Genomic DNA, 15,519 nt, shown 5'->3' on the forward strand with positions numbered 1-15,519 from the left:
GAGAAATACTCTATGCATATGTGAAACGCCGTAAGCAGCTCCATGTGGGCTCGACGATGGCATCCATACCATCAACGTTCACAAATACACTAGAGCATTTTGATTGCCATTATTGGCTGTTAAAAAATGAAACCTAATACTTCTCAAACACATTGCATTTATCCTTTGGCCCATTGCGCAAAAAAGTCTTTAGTCTTAAGCCTAATGTCTGCATTGTTGAAAGTGGTGATGTGTAATAGCCTAGCCTGACGAGTTGATGATAGTTGAACTTAACTAAGGTGTAGCAATGCAAGCTTTCCAAGATTTATACCCTGCAGATCTTAGCCATTGCTATGGTTGTGGTAAAAATAATCCCCATGGGCATCAACTCAAAAGTTTCTGGGACGACGATGAAACTATCGCTTTATTTACCCCTAAGCCTTTTCATACTGCGATCCCAGGTTTTGTTTACGGCGGGCTCATCGCGTCATTAATAGATTGCCATGGTACTGGAAGTGCTAGCGCTGCCGCAGGGCGGGCGTTTGCCGATGGTACGCAGGAGGCACCAAGGTTTGTTACCGCAGCACTCAATATCGATTATCTCGCGCCAACCCCCATGGGTGTTGAGCTGGAACTGCGTGGCGTTATTCGCGAAGTAAAGCCCAATAAAGTGGTGTTAGATATCAGCCTTATCGCTGCAGGCGTTACTTGCGCCAAAGGACATATGGTGGCGGTTAAAATGCCGACGAGTATGATGGGCTGCCCCCTGTAAGTGAGCAATGCTTTAGCTAAGCTTTTATATTATCTGAAGCATTGCAACGATATGAGAGTTGTCTTAGCCCGTACTGCTCTCAATCATAGAGGCGGGAGTACAGACACTTATTCTGCCTAGCTTTTCGCTAAGACAAAAAAGTGGTAACCAAATTCGTCTGCAAATTTTGTGCTGATCCTCACTTCATGCTTGATATCTTTTAGCGCGGCAGAGGAGGGCATTTCTGGCTCCAGTTTAATGACTTGCTCACCTAAGGGGCCATAGTAATCCAACCATGCTTCTTCGCTTTGCGGAAAATGAGCGACGATGCGATAACCTGCTTGCTGTATCTGCTCAATTCGATTTGCTACCAATTGAATATCAGGATAATTTTGATTCCAGAATTCAATTGATTCACTGCTAGGGGTATCAGTTTTCCACGCAAGATCGCTAATCACTAAGTAAGTGTGTTGTTGTAATAGTGGCCTCCATTGCTGCAGCGCCTTTTCTACACCCATGATATAAGCGCTACCTTCCGCCCAGATAAGATCAAAGCTTTCATCAGCGAAAGGCAGCTCAGTCATGCTAGTACAGAGTGTTTCCAATCGGTCTGAAATTCCTTGTTGCTTAAATCGTTGTGTCAACCGGTCCAGCGCTGATTGCTCATTGTCGATAGCTGTAATTTTCGCCTCAGTTTTTTGCGCTAAAACCTGAGTCGCTAATCCTTTGCCGCAACCAACTTCTAAGAGATTCGTTGGTGCTTGTGGAAGAAGTGATAAGGCTTTTTGTGTATCACTTTCACTGCCTGGCCCCCAGCGCTCTAACGGTTCAAAAACCGTCATAAAGTCTGCCATATATACATCGTGTTCGTTCATATCTTTTGATAACCATTTCAGTCGCAAGGCCTCTTTCTCACTAAAACCTTGCTTTGTTAACCAGTCTAGATGAGCATCTGGCGCCAGTTTTTCTAAACTTGTGTGCCATGCTTTGAGGTCGCCCTCACCAAGCATGGCTGCAAGTAAATATCGTGACTGTTGCTTTTGCTCTATCTCTATATCCAACGCTTTTAGGCGGCTTTGCAATAATTGTTTATCAACTTTTGCTTCTAGACATACTTTGCACTCTTTAAGTGTTAAACCGCCTGCCAGTAATTGTTGAATCAAACGGAGGCGTTGCAGATCTTTATCGCTATAGACGCGATAGCCATTTTCAAGCCGATGCCCAGTGATAAGCCCTTGCTTCTCATAATAAAGTAGCGCTGTTCGAGATAGCCCAACCTTTGCTGCAAGCTCAGATATCTTATACACAATCACATACCTATATATCCGTTGATGGTTAGTCACTTTAAACTATAAAGCTATAGACAGGTCAATCGAAATTTGTGGCTATTTTTATGGGGCTACAGGATTATTTAAAGCTGATAGATATTCATAGCCATTTTAAAATAGCTGTATTTAGCTACACAGATTTCTCATAGGCTTGTGATAGCCAGTTAGTGACTTCGTCATCAATATCATCAAGGGTTCTCAATTGAATCCTGTGAGTACACATGGCGCCGAAAGGCCCTGAATCTTCTAGGCGCCCTTGTGCATCAATTCCTTTGAGTTTTAAGCCCAAATCGATTCTGCTTTTAGTTGCGGGTTTGATTAATGCAAACTGATTTTTTCTTATTAGGCTGACACTGGTTTTTTTAGGTGAAATGGTGATGTCATCGCCGAACTTACCGATTATAGTGATTAGCTTTCGGTAAATCGGTTTAAGGCTTTCTTTTCCAATGTACTGGTCGGCCAACAGATCGGCTATCGGTTCATTACTTTCTCTCGATAAGGTGACAATGGTATTGGCAAAACCATGAGTCACGCCATGTTCGGTTTTAAGATATTTTACTGCAACACTATGTTTGTCGAAGTTTTCTTTGGCTAATATCTGAGTCCATTCATCGAGATCCTTTCCAGTTTTTTCAGGCATATTGTTAATCATGGTCTGCAGTGCTTTATCCATACTATTCAATCCTTATCCATGGAGTTTGATTGCTCGCTTATGCATTAGTTTAGCAAAGAAGCAATCTATTATGGTTTTGCAGGGGGAGAGCTGCAGTCATTATTTGAATGGTTATTGGGTTAAAAGGGGAATTACTTAGGTTTTAGGCTGGGAAAATAAAAGACCTAGCTCAAAGCTAGGTCTCAAAAAGAATTGGCTCAACGATTGAGGTTACATGCGTGAGTCCATCTCTTTCATCTTCAGGCTCATTAGCTGCTTAGTCCATTGCGCTTTATCGATGCCCTCTATCCATAATACGCGGCTCTCGCGAGTTTGGCCTTTACGCAGGTATGAGTCAGGCATTCTGAAAACAGCTTGCCAAACTTTAACGGTTTCTTTTTTGATTAATGCGCCAGAGTCGGCAAACAAACTTACTTCTAGTTCGATCATCACATAGTGTTCTGAGCTATTGCTTGATAACTCGAAGGTTAGACCTAAACGGCCATCATCATCCCACTGGCTATCTAAAAAGCTGACTTTAACACCACTTTTGGCGGTTGATTTTAATAGTGCAGACTGAGCGATAGCACTTGAGGTGAGTGCTTCGGTATTCGCTATCGGAGTCGTTGGGGTGACGGATGGAGCCGCATTCTCGCTGACAGCAGCGACTGTTGCCGGCAGTGTTACAGGAACGACCGTGTCTGGTTTAGCCTGGCTCTCAAGGATGATATATTCCCAAGTAAAGTCATCGTTGAGCTTAACGGTTGCACCATTTTCTAAGGTGACTCGTGCCACTTCATCGGCATAGGCGGGCGCTGATAGCGAGAATAGGGCAATACAGGCGTATGCCATTAGCATTTTGTACATGATTGTTAACCTTATAAAGGAGATTGCCCTAGCATAGACAAACTCCCGTTAGATTAACACTGACAAGATCAAAATAGCGGACTTATGCTTGTTTTACATTGTATAACCAATGCTAAATACGGCAGATTCCGTGGCACTGTTATATCCAGCTGCTAAGGTAAAATTAGGGCCTAACACATATCGAATGCCAGCTTCTGCACCCCATGTGGTGTCTTTGTCAGTTTCCCATACCGGCTCAGCGCCGACAACATAAGGAACTATGTTAGTGGTAGAGGAGACCTCATGAATATACGCCGTTGCCCCGCCATATAAACTTAAGCCTGCAGCGAGCGGGTAGGTTAAGCCAAAACGCCAAAGTGAACTCTGTGAATAAGCTTCACCGGGTTCTTCAACGACTAAATCATTTTTTTTGCTCTGTGCATAGCCAATGTAATAACCCCACTGGGCATAGTCAGTATCGTAGTGGCTGGGTGCTATAGTTATACCGTACATATCATCGGTTGCTGGAATATAATCTAGGGTAATACCAATGTTTGGCTTTGGTAGCACGGGAGCATCTTGGCTGTAATCATTTGCAAAACTACTAATGCTAAACAGGGTAATAAAACTGGCAAATAAGTATTTAGTCATAATGATCTCGATTAACTTCAGGCGACAAAAATGGATTGTTGGTAATCTATAGATTACAGTCAACTCGCAATGCATAAATAGCTGCAAAAATGAATGTTTGTTGCGTTATTGTAAGCGAGGCTCCGTTGTATTGTTGGATAATATATAGAGTTGGCGATAGAACGTTAAATAGATGGAGATATAATTTTGGATCAGGAATTACGCGCGTCAATTACTCAATGGTTGGCGACAGTCGGTATCGATAGTCAACCAGCGGACGGTGTTTCAACTAGTATTCTTGTCATTGTCTGTTTCATAGTGGCTTTTATAGGCTATATCTTTGTGAAACGGGGGGTTGTGAGCACGATGAATATGGTCATCACTCGCTCCCGTGTTCATTGGGACGATATCTTCATGCGCTATCGTGTATTGGAGAAGTTGGCCAAATTGGTTCCTGCTCTTATTCTCAACATCATTCTGCCATTGGCACTAACCGAGCATGAAGTCTTGGCGAGTTTGGCTGACAGGCTACTCGATGTCACCATTGTGATTTTATTTGTGCGTGCGGTTTATAGTGCATTAGATGCCGCCAACGAAGTTGCTGATGTTAATTTAGTTAGCCGTCGACTGCCGATTAAGAGCTTTGTACAACTGTTTAAGCTGTTTATGTTTTTCGTCGCTATTATCATCTCTATTTCGGTTCTGGCTGACCAATCGCCGGTTTACTTCTTAAGTGGTTTAGGTGTTGCGACAGGTTTGGTGATGTTGGTCTTCAGGGACACTATTTTGGGCTTTGTGGCTGGTATTCAACTAGCAGCTAACAGAATGGTCAGCCCAACGGATTGGATCCAAATGGATAAGTATGGCGCAGATGGGGCAGTTGAAGAGGTATCGCTAACAACGGTTAAGGTGCGTAACTGGGATCAAACCATTACCATGATCCCCGCTTATGCTTTGGTATCGGATGCCTTTAAAAACTGGCGTGGCATGTCTGAATCTGGTGGCCGTAGAATTAAGCGCTCGGTGCAGATTGATATAAGTTCTATCGGTTTTTTAACTGAGCAAGATAGACAACGTTTGTCGAAGATTAACCTTCTTAAGTCCTATTTCGCTGCAAAGTCACAGGAGATCAGTACATTTAATGCACAGGTTGAAGATGCCGATATGCCTGTGAATAGTCGTCACTTGACTAACGTGGGTACCTTTAGAGCCTACATGTTGGCTTATTTAAAACAGCATGAGAAGGTGCATAAAGATATGACCTTGTTAGTACGTCAGCTTGCGCCAACATCAAGTGGTGTACCGATTGAGCTGTATATCTTTACCAATGATATCAGGTGGGCGGCTTATGAAGATATCCAAGCGGATATCTTTGATCATGTTTTTGCTATATTGCCAGAATTTGGCTTAAGGGTGTATCAAGGGCCGACTGGTGCGGATGTTCGTAGTTTGCAAAACCTCTAGTCACGGCAGCAGAAACTAAAAGGGCACCTATACGGTGCCTTTTTTAATATGATTAAACCAAGTGGCGGCCGCCATCAATTTTCAAGGTTTGACCGGTAACGTAGTGACTCTGCAATAGGTAGTTTATCGCATTTAAGATCTCTACCTCACCACCCTCCTTGGTCATCAGTGACTTATTCAATGCCTTCTGTTTGTAGTGTTCGTCATCATCAGGGTTAAACATGAGCAGTGCAGGAGCAATACTATTGACCTTAACCTCGGGGGCATATTTTGCGGCAAAGGACAGGGTCAAGTTTTGTAACGCTGCTTTACTGGCAGCATAAGCTGCATGTTTCTTACTGCCTTTCTCTGCAACATAATCGGTGATGTGGATAATATCAGCCATGCCACTATTGGCCTTGAGCTGATCCGCAAGAGCCAAGTTAATGGTATAAGGTACACTCACATGAATGCGCATCATTTTGTCCATAATCGATAATGCTGACGTTGTATCACCGTCAGGTAACCAGTCTGATGCATTATGGATTAGTGCTTTAAAAGCAGATTGTTGAGCTAGTTTTTGCAGTAGCTCATCGAGTTGAGCATCGTGGTAAAAATCACACCTATGCAGCTCAACACCTAAGGCTTCGAGCTCTTGTAGCTGTGGGTATTGGCTACGGTAAGTGCCAATGACTTTATGGCCCTGTTGGGCTAAATGCTTGGCAAGGTAAAAGCCGACACGTTTACCGACTCCGGTTATTAAAATAGCGGCTGGCATCTAATTCCTTAATGGCTGACTAGCGGAAAAACTCTGCCCGAGTTGCGGCGCTAGTTTTAAACTCGCCTCCGAGGGCTGTGGTTTGCGTTTGCGATTGGGTATCCATTACTCCTCTAGATTTTACGCAGTAATGGGTAGCATCAATACTGACCGCGACATTATCGGTTGCCAATAATGTTTGCAGGGCAACTAAGATTTGCTTGGTTAAACGTTCCTGCACTTGAGGGCGCTGTGCAAAAAAACGCACGATTCGGTTGATTTTGGACAGACCAATAATGGTGCGGTTCGGAATGTAGGCCACTCTTGCGAGGCCATCGATAGTTACAAAGTGATGCTCGCAGGTGCTAACGACGCTGATATCAGTGATCCGTACCATCTCGTCAACCGCCATTTTGTTTTCAATCTGGGCAATTTTAGGAAAGTTATCATAGTCTAATCCGGAAAATATCTCGTTGACATACATCTTGGCAATACGGTGTGGCGTCTCTTGTAAGCTGTCATCGCTAAGGTCGAGGCCTAAGGTAGAAACCACTTCCGTCATTAAGCCCTTAATGCGCTCGTACTTCTGTTCGGCGGTCATATCCGACGGAATTAAAGGGGTCTCGAGTCCTTGTTCGATTAATGCATCTCTCACTTGTTGAGCCTGAGGTACGTCCATAATTGACTCCTGCTGAGATTGAATGGTTTAACTTTGGAACATTAAGATTTTCGGTACTCTAAAGACAGTGATACGGAGTCTGCAAACCTTAATGCGTGGGGCTTATCAATGGTTACTCGAGCATATTGCACCCATGGATGCTGACTACTGATATCGAGTACATCAGAGACTAATTTTTCTAATAGTAGAAAACGCCCCTCTTCGACGTGCTGAATGACAGCCTTAGTCACCTTTTTATAATTGAGTGCCTCATCGACGTTATCTTCGCGAATGGCATTACTCGCAGGGTAGTGGATCTCTATGTTAATCACTACATCCTGCATTTTCTCACGCTCTTCGATATTGAAGCCGATGAAGGTGCGCAGGCGCAAATTGGTAACTTTGATAATGGCGTTGCTTGTTGTCATTTATAGTCCTTTATCGTTCTTTTAACTAACTATAGGCAAAAATAGGGAAAATCAGCTAATTCGTTCGTCTCTGTATGACTAATTTACAACAAGTGAGGCGACAAAAGTCAACTGATGATGTCCAATCTCAGTCGTTATGACGTCTGACTCTAGCCTAATAATAGCTTTGTTGATCATTAAGCCTATTAATGAATAGGGTTGAGTTGCGGGAGGGGAACTCTGCGTTTTTAACGATTTTTTCTGACTCGACTAAAATTAATTTTGTACATAATGCAATCAATGCCGTCGCTCACTCGTTATAGGGTTGAATGTGTTATCTATCAAAAGGAATAATCGATATGAAATCTTCAACAACTGCAATAGGCGTCACTGTGGCGGGTGTTTTAGCTGCGAGTTTATCTCTGAGCGCACAAGCGGTACCAGATCAACCGAAAGAGTGGGAGAAATGCGCCGGGATTGCTAAAGCGGGGGCTAACGATTGCGGCGCATTAGATGGCAGTCATGGCTGCGCTGGACAAGCCAAAGCTGACAACCTTCCTACCGAGTGGATCTATGTTCCGGCAGGTACTTGCGACAAAATAGCGGGTGGGGAAGTTAAAGCGGTTAAACCGGCGAAAAGCTAATGGCTAGATCTGGCATAACAGGCGCAGGCATTGGCCTGCGCACTCCTCATGTGCAGCAAATATTGGCTGACGAAAATCTTGAAATCCCTTGGCTAGAGGTGTTGGCTGATAACTGGCTGGTGGAAGGTGGACTAAACCAACATCTGCTTATGCGTATTAGTGAGCGATTTCCGCTGGTGTTTCATAGTGTAGGCTTGTCTCTTGGTGGTGGTAATACACTAGATGTTGATTACCTCAACAAGATTAAACCTCTCAAGCAAGCCTGTGGTGGCCATTGGTATTCCGAACATGCAAGTTTCTCTGGTAATAACGACTTTAAAGTCGCAGATCTGTTGCCGTTGCCCTACACAGACGAAGCCGTCATGCATATCAGCAATAGGATCAAGCAAACCCAAGATCTACTGGGTGAAAGAATATTACTGGAAAATGTGTCTACCTATATGAGTTGCAAACATAATGAATTGAGTGAGGGGGAGTTTATTGCTGCGATTGCCGAAGAAGCTGATTGCTACCTGTTGCTGGATATCAATAATGCTTTTGTCACAAGTGTGAATCTCGACCAGCAGTTACAAGCATTTTTGAATGCCGTACCTGCTAGGCGGGTTAAACAGATACATTTGGCGGGATTCCATCAAAAAGATGATTATCTGCTGGATGCCCATAACCATCCTGTCGATCCGCAAGTTTGGCAGGCTTATCAAGATTACATTCAGCTCTATGGCAATATTCCCACCATGATTGAGTGGGACAGCGAAATACCTACACTAGGTCGGCTGTTACAGGAACGGCAGATTGCCGCCGATATGATGCAGTTTAATGCTAAGCCCGCTGCAGGAGTGGACCGATGCGCTTAGCGGACTGGCAAGGGGCATTTATTCAAGCGCTGCAAACTAAAGGTGATGACAGCGCACTACTGGCCTTGGTCAATAAGCGTGAGCAATCTCGGTTAAAAGTTTATCAAAACAATGCCTTTCAAGCACTGCTAAGTAGTCTACAGAGTAGCTTTCCTGTATGCCAAACGGTAGTGGGAGAGCGCTGTTTTGAGCAGCTAGCACAGCAATATTGCAACCATTATCCGTTGCAGGATGCCAACTTAAATCATTATGGCGCACAGTTCCCTAGGTTACTTGGCGATGAGATTAAGCAGCATCAAGTATTTATTGGGCTTGAATACCTACCTGAGCTAGCAATGCTTGAATGGGCGTTAAAGCAGGGCTATTACGCGCAAGATCGCAGTGACTATATGCAACAGCCACAAGTACATGAGCTGGAGCAAATGGCGCGGCTTACTGAATCTCTGCAGCAACAAGCTGTGCTGCTACTGCAACCTGATATTGAGCTACTTAGTTGTCGCTATCCGGTGCAACAAGTCTGGTTAAAGCATCAAGCCACAACAGAGCAAAGCCACACGGTTAGTTGCGATAGCGCAACAAACTATCTGCTGATCTTTCGGGACCGCTTTAAGGTGAACTTTAGGCAAATATCAGCGCCGCAAGCTCAGCTAATAATGGCTATACAGCAGAGTTTGTCGCTCGAGCAATTAGCTAACACAGAGGTGGATTTGAGTGAATTACCTCAGCTTATTCAACTAGGCTGGATTGCGGGCTATAAATTGGCGGTAACAGACGATGGATAGAGAGTTACTGCAGAGTCTATATCGCTATTGTTTATGTCTTACTCGACATGGACCCGCAGCGGAAGATTTGCTGCAAACAGCGATAGAGCGTTGGTTAAGCAGCGCTGCTAAGCCTCAATATCCAAAAGCCTATCTACGCACTATTATCCGTAATCAATTTATTGATGATTGCAGACGTTTAAAGCGGATCGATTTTGACCCAATAGATGAGCATGCTCCTGCACTTTTAGATGAAACCTGTATGGAACAGGTCGCGCTGCAGCATGACTTAATCGAGTATCTATTCTCTCAGCTCAATGCCGCGGAAAGGGAGGTACTGTATCTGTGGGCGGTTGAAGGCTTTAGCGCCGCAGAGATCGCAAATGACTTGGGTCAACCTCGAGGAAGCATCTTGTCGAGGCTACATAGGATTAAAATTAAGGCGGTTGAGATTATGCAAAATGAAACCACCACAGCACAAAGTAACGGTCAGGGGAGCTAGTAATACGATGAGTAATAAACACGATGCCACTGACAGCAATTTTAGAGAGTCGGTGAAGCAATATATTGAATTTCAACAACTGTCAGAAGATGGCTTAGCCCGCATGGAGGCGCTATTTTCTACTGAAGAAATGGCTGACAAAGAGAAGTTCAGTGAAGGCTTGTTTCGGCATGAGCCTGTACACCTTAATGACCCCCATTTTAAGGCTGCAAGTCACTTGAATCGCGCCAGCAAACCCCGTAAACCTTTAGTTAGAATGATCTATGCACTTGCTGCGAGTGTTTTTGTGCTGCTGGTAGCATTTCAGCTGTACTCGTATACCCAGATGCAGCAGCTATTTAATGGTGCATCAAATAGTGTTGTTATGACGAGTATGAGTTGGAAAATTGCCGATGAAGTGGCGCGTAATCATGTAAAGATGAAGCCACTTGAGGTGCAAACCCAGCAATTAAGCCAGCTTAGAGATTACTTTACGCAGCTTGATTTCACTCCAGTTAATTCGCGCTTGCTTAGCCAGAGTCATAGTAAGATGCTTGGCGGCCGTTATTGCTCAATCCAGGGGTTAACTGCCGCGCAGATTCGGTTTAGTCAAGAAGGTAAGCAACCAATCACTCTCTACGAAGTGCAATATGACCCAAGCCTCTATGGTGTGCAGCCAATATTAGAGCGTGGAGAGCGGCCTACTGAGCTGGTGGTGCGCGGCGTTGCAGTTTCGATTTGGGTTGAAAAAGGGCTATTGATGGCAACTGCCCGCTCGATTGATTAGTGTTGTGTGCGTATAGAATAGGTACACGTCACTCCAGCTACTTTTGAGGCAATGGCCAATTATCCTCTTCTAAATGCTTGGCCATCTTACTTAAGTCCTATGGAGGTGTACTAATGCAGAAAGGACCTTGTGGATTACAAATATCTGGTCCACAACCGCAAGCAGGTTGACAGTTAGGCTTAATGGTACAGCTTTCACGACCAGGAGCACCGCCACCAGATACATTCTTCAATAATGCTTCATCAATTATTCTATTCTTCCTAATAAATAATTCTTTTTCTTCTAATTAATTTCTATTGATGTAAAGTTCTTTAATCATAATATCCCTCATTTATATCACCATAAGTTACATTTAGCATTTACAGATTATTTTTGAGCCAATCAAGTATGCTGTTATAAACATTGCCTCTTGACTCTATAAGCGAATGACTACCATTTTCGTATTTTTTTAGTTTTACATTAATTCCCAACCGTTTAATTAAGTCCACGAAATTAATAACAGAATTCACATCTACCCTTTTATCATTTGTTCCATGAAGCATTAAAATAGCAATATCCTTTGGGATTTTATCGGCCCAATAAATAGCAGATCTTTGCTTGAGTGCTTGGGCCTTATTTGCTTTGTAGTTTGGGATTAACCGGCTAAGAACCTCATTTTCAAAAGGAGAAGAGGTAAGAGTTGATGTGATGTAATCAACAGGTGAAGCCCCAAGAATCAGGGTCTTTATTCTGTCCGTTTTTGTGACCGCGATTAATGACATCATACCGCCTCTACTCCATCCGAACATTGCGATTCTGTTGGGATCTGCAATTGGTAGAGCATCAATAATAGGGATGAGAGCGAGCACGTCATTAACCTCAGCTCCGCCAAACTCGTCAACGCCGCCGTTCCCTTTAAAGCTCTTAGGCCAGACCTTAGCACCGCCATATTGACTTGCTATCACAATGTGCCCCTCTAGTGCCAAAGGGAAGAGGTAGGAAAATAAATTATCAAAAGTTAGAGTATGATACTTGCTGTCATTTCCACCTCGATTATAAATAATACTCGGTATTTTTTTGTAATTGTTTTCTTTAGGGTAAAGCAGGAAACCCTTAACTAAGTGTTTGTTCACCTTGTAAGTTATCGAATAACAGAAAGTATTTTCTTTAAATAAATGGTAATCGTCCTCTGAAAAACGATGAATGAAGTACTGTTCTTTAACACCGCTATTAATGACTGTGGAATTTTTCCAACTTTCATAGGAAGAGTAGAAACCACTAAAGCAATCACTGTAATTTACAACGCTTGACTGTAAAGGTAGGTTAATATCACCTTCTGAGTAAATAGCAAATGCATGTGGAGTGATATTAAAAAGAGTAATAAAAAGTAATATAGTTTTTCTCATTTTATTCTCATAGAATAGATTTTGTCCATTGAATGTGATTCTGGATAAGTGGAATACCATTTAGTAAAAGTTCTTTCTCCTAGTAGAACGAAAACTAGCTCATATTGTTTTCTCTTTTTACTGATTAATTCATCTTTCGATAACCCTATAGCCTTCACTCTTAGGTGATGTGCAAAACCACATCCATTTAAGTAACTCGTTAAATATGTCTTCGGCTTCGGATTGTTCTATTTTAAATGATTTTTGAAATCCATAAGTAATATCACTGCCATCATAAGATAGAATATTATCAAGTTGTGTAGGGTTTGGTAAGCCCCTAGTTTTCTAGACACTTTCTAAGTTCTCATAATACTGCTTTTCAAAATTCATTGGAGACAGTCCGTTATTACTACCATGATGCCGCACTGGATTGTAGAAATATTCGATATAGTTAAATATTTCAGCACGCGCTTCATCTCTGGTTTTGTAGACTTTTCGCTTAATCCTGTCTTTTTTCAGTAATGAGAAAAAGCTTTCAGCAACTGCATTATCATGACAGTTTCCTCTTCGACTCATACTCGCTTCCAGGTTGTGCTCTTTAAGAAAGCTGCGCCAATCAGAGCAAGTATATTGCACGCCTTGATCGGAATGGATAAGCACCTTTTCTGTTGGAGTGCGTCTCCATACCGCCATCAGTAGCGCATCAATAACTAGGTCAGCTCTAGCTGTACTTTTCATTGTCCAACCGACAACTTGTCGAGAGAATAGATCGATAACAACAGTGAGATATAGCCAACCTTCATGAGTCCGAATATAGGTAAAGTCGGTCACCCAAACTTTATTGGGCTCAGCGATGTCAAACCCTCTATTTAACGTATTTGGTGCTGTATGACTAACATCGCCTCTGCCAAAACTTGGATTGCGCTTATAGCCACGTACAGCCTTAATATCAGCTGTTCTCATGATCCGATATACCCGATTTTTTCCAACAGCCTCACCATCATCTTTAAGGTCTAAAGTGATATTTCGGTAGCCATACACACAACCGCTTTCTAGCCAATACTGTTTAATTTTACCTAGTAGTCGCTTATCTTCAGTAGCTCTGCGACTCAGAGGCTCCTTAAGCCAGGCATAGAAGCCGCTGCGGTGAACGCCAAGTATTTCGCATAGGGTTTTTACTGGGTAGTGCTTGAGCCTAGACTTTATGAACGTGTACTTTTCTTTGACTCGCTTGCAAAGTACACGGCGGCCTCCTTTAGGATATTTCGCTCTTCGGTTACGCGACGTAGTTCAGCCTTGAGTTTACGTATTTCGTCTTGTTGATTATCAATGGTGATGTGTTGCTTTTCCGGCTTATCAAACTTATTAATCCAGTTGTGCAAACTTTTGGAAGTGACGCCTAATCTATCAGCAACATCTGCGATTTGATAACCACGCTCAGTGACTTGTTTAACAGCTTCTATTTTGAACTCATCTGGATATCGTTTTCCGCGCATGTAACACCTCATATTTTTGGTTAAGTATAACTCTATGAAGTGTCTACTGTTCTAGGGGCTTACCAGTTGAACTTAATTGCAGGCTTCATTTTCTACACTTATTATTTTATTTGTCAGTGATAACACAGTACAAGGATAACTGTTTTGTATGACTTTAAGACGAACTGCTAATAACTTTATCTTACAGTTACAATTAGATTTTCACATTGATATAAATTCATTTTTATCAACGAGTAAGGTACAAAAGTACTATCTACTTGACATGTTATGTCCTCAGGTTAGCTAGCTTAGCCAACCTTAAGGATGAATATGATGATAACTGTATAAGCTAAATGTGATGATGAATCTGGAATATCTTTGTGTTGAAATTCCCTATTAGTATCTATTTTACTTTAGCTCCCAAAGCATACTGATGGTTTTGTTTGTTGTGAGCTGATGCCACGCTTTCTCCAGCATAGCACGGCCAGTATCGACAGCCTCTGCACCAAAGTCTTCAACTAGCAGGGAGAAGTATTCGTCAATAGTAGTGGCTGAGACAGCAGCTGTAATGATATCGGCGATAGAATCCCCTTCAATGGTGATAGGGACCCAACGATGTTTTACCATATACTCGACAACCTTAGATATCTCGTCTTCGAATACCGCATTTGGTAACACTTCTGTCAACAATTGTACCGTTTCAACACGTGTTGAGGAGTTAATCATCACTGCGATCACTAGTCTAGATTCATAGTCGGTGATGCCTTTTCTTAGAAAGTTAAGTTGTCGTCTGCAGTGCGTGAGTTCAGTCACTTTTGCTATTTCTGCAGCTTCATGCTCGCCATACTTATTGATTAGCACTTCTTTTATTAGGTTATCATTCTTCTTCACCAACATAGGAATAAGCCGAATAATCTGGAATTTTTCAATATTATCGAATAACTGGTGGTAGAATTCTTTGTCGAAAGAAAACAGGCGTCCAGCATCAGAATTGATAATTCCAGCGAGTTTATTTGCTTCCGCTCTTTGGTAAAAACACTCAGAAGATAGCGAAGGAGCATGGTAGTCTCTTTGCGCCGGGTAACTGTCCTTGCTATGGGTTCGAATAATAAGTGTGATTGAGGGCGACTCGATATGAAACAGGGAGTGTATGTATCTGTTACCGCCGTTGATTTCGCAAGTATCCCCCACCTGAAGGTGGCGTATCCGTCGCTTGACTAAGGTGCCACTTTGAGTGCGGTTCGAGCTATCGTCGCTAGTGTTAAAGTCGTAAGTAGTCTCAATGCTCGATCCCTTAAGAACCTTGAATGCACCATCAAAGCGGTGGTCGTGAATGCTGGTAGAAGCCTCGTACCAATGCAGAGCTTGAATGATGAAATCATCATTTTTAAACAAGATAATGGGGAAATCACTAAAGTTTTCTTTATTGTGTGCCAATCTGGAAAGGTCATTAAGCTGGTATGCTAACAGTTCGCTGCCACTGATATCATATTTAATATTTGACTTTTCTAGTTCAGAAAAAGCAATTTTTGAGAAGTCTGATTCATTGTAAGCTGCTCCCTGCGTCATTAGGCTGATTTTTTCCCCTAATGCAGCTGCTTGATTAATTAAGTTGTCCATTCTTCATCCATGTTTCATATTAATGTCAGGGCTCGTAAAACTAACATTGATTGAATAATAGATTGATTTTTATAACAATTGA

The 15,519-nt window shown here is 42.6% G+C and carries 17 protein-coding genes; 7 read left to right on the plus strand and 10 right to left on the minus strand.

The genetic code is table 11. The features are described from left to right. Positions 1 to 286: 286 nt before the first annotated feature. Complete coding sequence (locus SWP_RS00650) at positions 287 to 751, plus strand: PaaI family thioesterase (RefSeq protein WP_020910365.1); 465 nt, start codon at positions 287 to 289, stop codon at positions 749 to 751. A gap of 116 nt (positions 752 to 867) precedes the next feature. Here the strand turns inward: SWP_RS00650 and SWP_RS00655 are convergent, their stop codons facing one another. The 4 genes from SWP_RS00655 to SWP_RS00670 form a co-directional block, all read right to left on the minus strand. Continuing rightward, entirely contained in the window at positions 868 to 2,037 is a 1,170-nt protein-coding gene (locus SWP_RS00655; protein WP_187148528.1) for a MerR family transcriptional regulator, read from the minus strand. A 151-nt stretch (positions 2,038 to 2,188) separates the two neighbouring features. Continuing rightward, entirely contained in the window at positions 2,189 to 2,731 is a 543-nt protein-coding gene (locus SWP_RS00660) for a DUF4287 domain-containing protein (protein WP_020910368.1), read from the minus strand. 210 nt (positions 2,732 to 2,941) lie between these two features. Continuing rightward, positions 2,942 to 3,568: a DUF3157 family protein gene (locus tag SWP_RS00665; RefSeq protein WP_420804962.1), complete on the minus strand. Its 627-nt coding sequence runs from the start codon at positions 3,566 to 3,568 to the stop codon at positions 2,942 to 2,944. 102 nt (positions 3,569 to 3,670) lie between these two features. Further along, positions 3,671 to 4,207, minus strand: a complete 537-nt coding sequence (locus SWP_RS00670) for a hypothetical protein (protein WP_044555519.1) — start codon at positions 4,205 to 4,207, stop codon at positions 3,671 to 3,673. A gap of 186 nt (positions 4,208 to 4,393) precedes the next feature. Here SWP_RS00670 and SWP_RS00675 point away from each other — a divergent pair, with 186 nt between their 5' ends. Continuing rightward, the gene (locus SWP_RS00675; RefSeq protein WP_020910371.1) at positions 4,394 to 5,650 is read left to right on the plus strand and encodes a mechanosensitive ion channel family protein; all 1,257 of its coding nucleotides are present in this window, start codon (positions 4,394 to 4,396) and stop codon (positions 5,648 to 5,650) included. 52 nt (positions 5,651 to 5,702) lie between these two features. Here SWP_RS00675 and folM read toward each other — a convergent pair whose 3' ends face one another. From folM to folX, 3 genes are read right to left on the minus strand one after another with little or no spacing between them, the layout of a single operon-like run. Continuing rightward, positions 5,703 to 6,407 carry a dihydromonapterin reductase gene (gene folM, locus SWP_RS00680; protein ID WP_020910372.1) on the minus strand — a complete coding sequence of 235 codons (705 nt, stop codon included), beginning with the start codon at positions 6,405 to 6,407 and terminating at the stop codon, positions 5,703 to 5,705. A gap of 19 nt (positions 6,408 to 6,426) precedes the next feature. Then, positions 6,427 to 7,065: a GTP cyclohydrolase I FolE gene (gene folE, locus SWP_RS00685; RefSeq protein WP_020910373.1), complete on the minus strand. Its 639-nt coding sequence runs from the start codon at positions 7,063 to 7,065 to the stop codon at positions 6,427 to 6,429. A gap of 41 nt (positions 7,066 to 7,106) precedes the next feature. Next, on the minus strand, positions 7,107 to 7,472 hold the full coding sequence (folX, locus tag SWP_RS00690; protein WP_044555521.1) for a dihydroneopterin triphosphate 2'-epimerase: 366 nt from the start codon (positions 7,470 to 7,472) through the stop codon (positions 7,107 to 7,109). A gap of 338 nt (positions 7,473 to 7,810) precedes the next feature. Here folX and SWP_RS00695 point away from each other — a divergent pair, with 338 nt between their 5' ends. The 5 genes from SWP_RS00695 to SWP_RS00715 are packed head-to-tail and all read left to right on the plus strand — an operon-like array spanning position 7,811 to position 10,978. Next, a complete protein-coding gene (locus tag SWP_RS00695; protein WP_020910375.1) occupies positions 7,811 to 8,095 on the plus strand; it encodes a BufA1 family periplasmic bufferin-type metallophore in 285 nt (94 codons plus the stop codon). Beyond that, the gene (locus tag SWP_RS00700) at positions 8,095 to 8,949 is read left to right on the plus strand and encodes an MbnB/TglH/ChrH family RiPP precursor modification enzyme (protein WP_020910376.1); all 855 of its coding nucleotides are present in this window, start codon (positions 8,095 to 8,097) and stop codon (positions 8,947 to 8,949) included. The genes SWP_RS00695 and SWP_RS00700 overlap by 1 nt, the downstream gene beginning before the upstream one ends. Further along, positions 8,940 to 9,731 carry an HvfC/BufC N-terminal domain-containing protein gene (locus tag SWP_RS00705; RefSeq protein ID WP_020910377.1) on the plus strand — a complete coding sequence of 264 codons (792 nt, stop codon included), beginning with the start codon at positions 8,940 to 8,942 and terminating at the stop codon, positions 9,729 to 9,731. The genes SWP_RS00700 and SWP_RS00705 overlap by 10 nt, the downstream gene beginning before the upstream one ends. Continuing rightward, a complete protein-coding gene (locus SWP_RS00710; RefSeq protein WP_020910378.1) occupies positions 9,724 to 10,212 on the plus strand; it encodes an RNA polymerase sigma factor in 489 nt (162 codons plus the stop codon). Before SWP_RS00705 ends, SWP_RS00710 begins: the two co-directional genes overlap by 8 nt. 7 nt (positions 10,213 to 10,219) lie before the next feature. After that, positions 10,220 to 10,978, plus strand: a complete 759-nt coding sequence (locus tag SWP_RS00715; protein WP_020910379.1) for a hypothetical protein — start codon at positions 10,220 to 10,222, stop codon at positions 10,976 to 10,978. 359 nt (positions 10,979 to 11,337) lie between these two features. On the opposite strand, the gene SWP_RS22950 is transcribed toward SWP_RS00715, so the two are convergent. From SWP_RS22950 to SWP_RS00735, 3 genes are all read right to left on the minus strand, one after another. Beyond that, on the minus strand, positions 11,338 to 12,363 hold the full coding sequence (locus SWP_RS22950) for an alpha/beta hydrolase family protein (protein ID WP_187148529.1): 1,026 nt from the start codon (positions 12,361 to 12,363) through the stop codon (positions 11,338 to 11,340). A gap of 324 nt (positions 12,364 to 12,687) precedes the next feature. Beyond that, positions 12,688 to 13,838, minus strand: a protein-coding gene (locus tag SWP_RS00725) for an IS3-like element ISSpi1 family transposase (protein WP_143711153.1) whose coding sequence is annotated in 2 segments (ribosomal slippage) — positions 12,688 to 13,601 and positions 13,601 to 13,838 — 1,152 coding nt in all. Because the reading frame shifts where the segments join, the coding sequence is not laid out codon by codon here. Between the two features lie 387 nt (positions 13,839 to 14,225). After that, a complete protein-coding gene (locus SWP_RS00735; RefSeq protein ID WP_044555523.1) occupies positions 14,226 to 15,437 on the minus strand; it encodes a cupin domain-containing protein in 1,212 nt (403 codons plus the stop codon). Between the last annotated feature and the right edge of the window lie 82 nt (positions 15,438 to 15,519).

The organism is Shewanella piezotolerans WP3 (genome assembly GCF_000014885.1).
In the GTDB taxonomy this organism is placed as follows: domain Bacteria; phylum Pseudomonadota; class Gammaproteobacteria; order Enterobacterales; family Shewanellaceae; genus Shewanella; species Shewanella piezotolerans.

Excerpts from the sequence above, each read along its gene's own strand:
- SWP_RS00650 (WP_020910365.1), top strand. The coding sequence starts at position 287 with ATGCAAGCTTTCCAAGATTTATACCCTGCAGATCTTAGCCATTGCTAT.
- SWP_RS00660 (WP_020910368.1), bottom strand. The coding sequence starts at position 2,731 with ATGGATAAAGCACTGCAGACCATGATTAACAATATGCCTGAAAAAACT.
- SWP_RS00665 (WP_420804962.1), bottom strand. The coding sequence starts at position 3,568 with ATGCTAATGGCATACGCCTGTATTGCCCTATTCTCGCTATCAGCGCCC.
- SWP_RS00670 (WP_044555519.1), bottom strand. The coding sequence starts at position 4,207 with ATGACTAAATACTTATTTGCCAGTTTTATTACCCTGTTTAGCATTAGT.
- folM (WP_020910372.1), bottom strand. The coding sequence starts at position 6,407 with ATGCCAGCCGCTATTTTAATAACCGGAGTCGGTAAACGTGTCGGCTTT.
- folE (WP_020910373.1), bottom strand. The coding sequence starts at position 7,065 with ATGGACGTACCTCAGGCTCAACAAGTGAGAGATGCATTAATCGAACAA.
- folX (WP_044555521.1), bottom strand. The coding sequence starts at position 7,472 with ATGACAACAAGCAACGCCATTATCAAAGTTACCAATTTGCGCCTGCGC.
- SWP_RS00695 (WP_020910375.1), top strand. The coding sequence starts at position 7,811 with ATGAAATCTTCAACAACTGCAATAGGCGTCACTGTGGCGGGTGTTTTA.
- SWP_RS00700 (WP_020910376.1), top strand. The coding sequence starts at position 8,095 with ATGGCTAGATCTGGCATAACAGGCGCAGGCATTGGCCTGCGCACTCCT.
- SWP_RS00705 (WP_020910377.1), top strand. The coding sequence starts at position 8,940 with ATGCGCTTAGCGGACTGGCAAGGGGCATTTATTCAAGCGCTGCAAACT.
- SWP_RS00710 (WP_020910378.1), top strand. The coding sequence starts at position 9,724 with ATGGATAGAGAGTTACTGCAGAGTCTATATCGCTATTGTTTATGTCTT.
- SWP_RS00715 (WP_020910379.1), top strand. The coding sequence starts at position 10,220 with ATGAGTAATAAACACGATGCCACTGACAGCAATTTTAGAGAGTCGGTG.
- SWP_RS22950 (WP_187148529.1), bottom strand. The coding sequence starts at position 12,363 with ATGAGAAAAACTATATTACTTTTTATTACTCTTTTTAATATCACTCCA.
- SWP_RS00735 (WP_044555523.1), bottom strand. The coding sequence starts at position 15,437 with ATGGACAACTTAATTAATCAAGCAGCTGCATTAGGGGAAAAAATCAGC.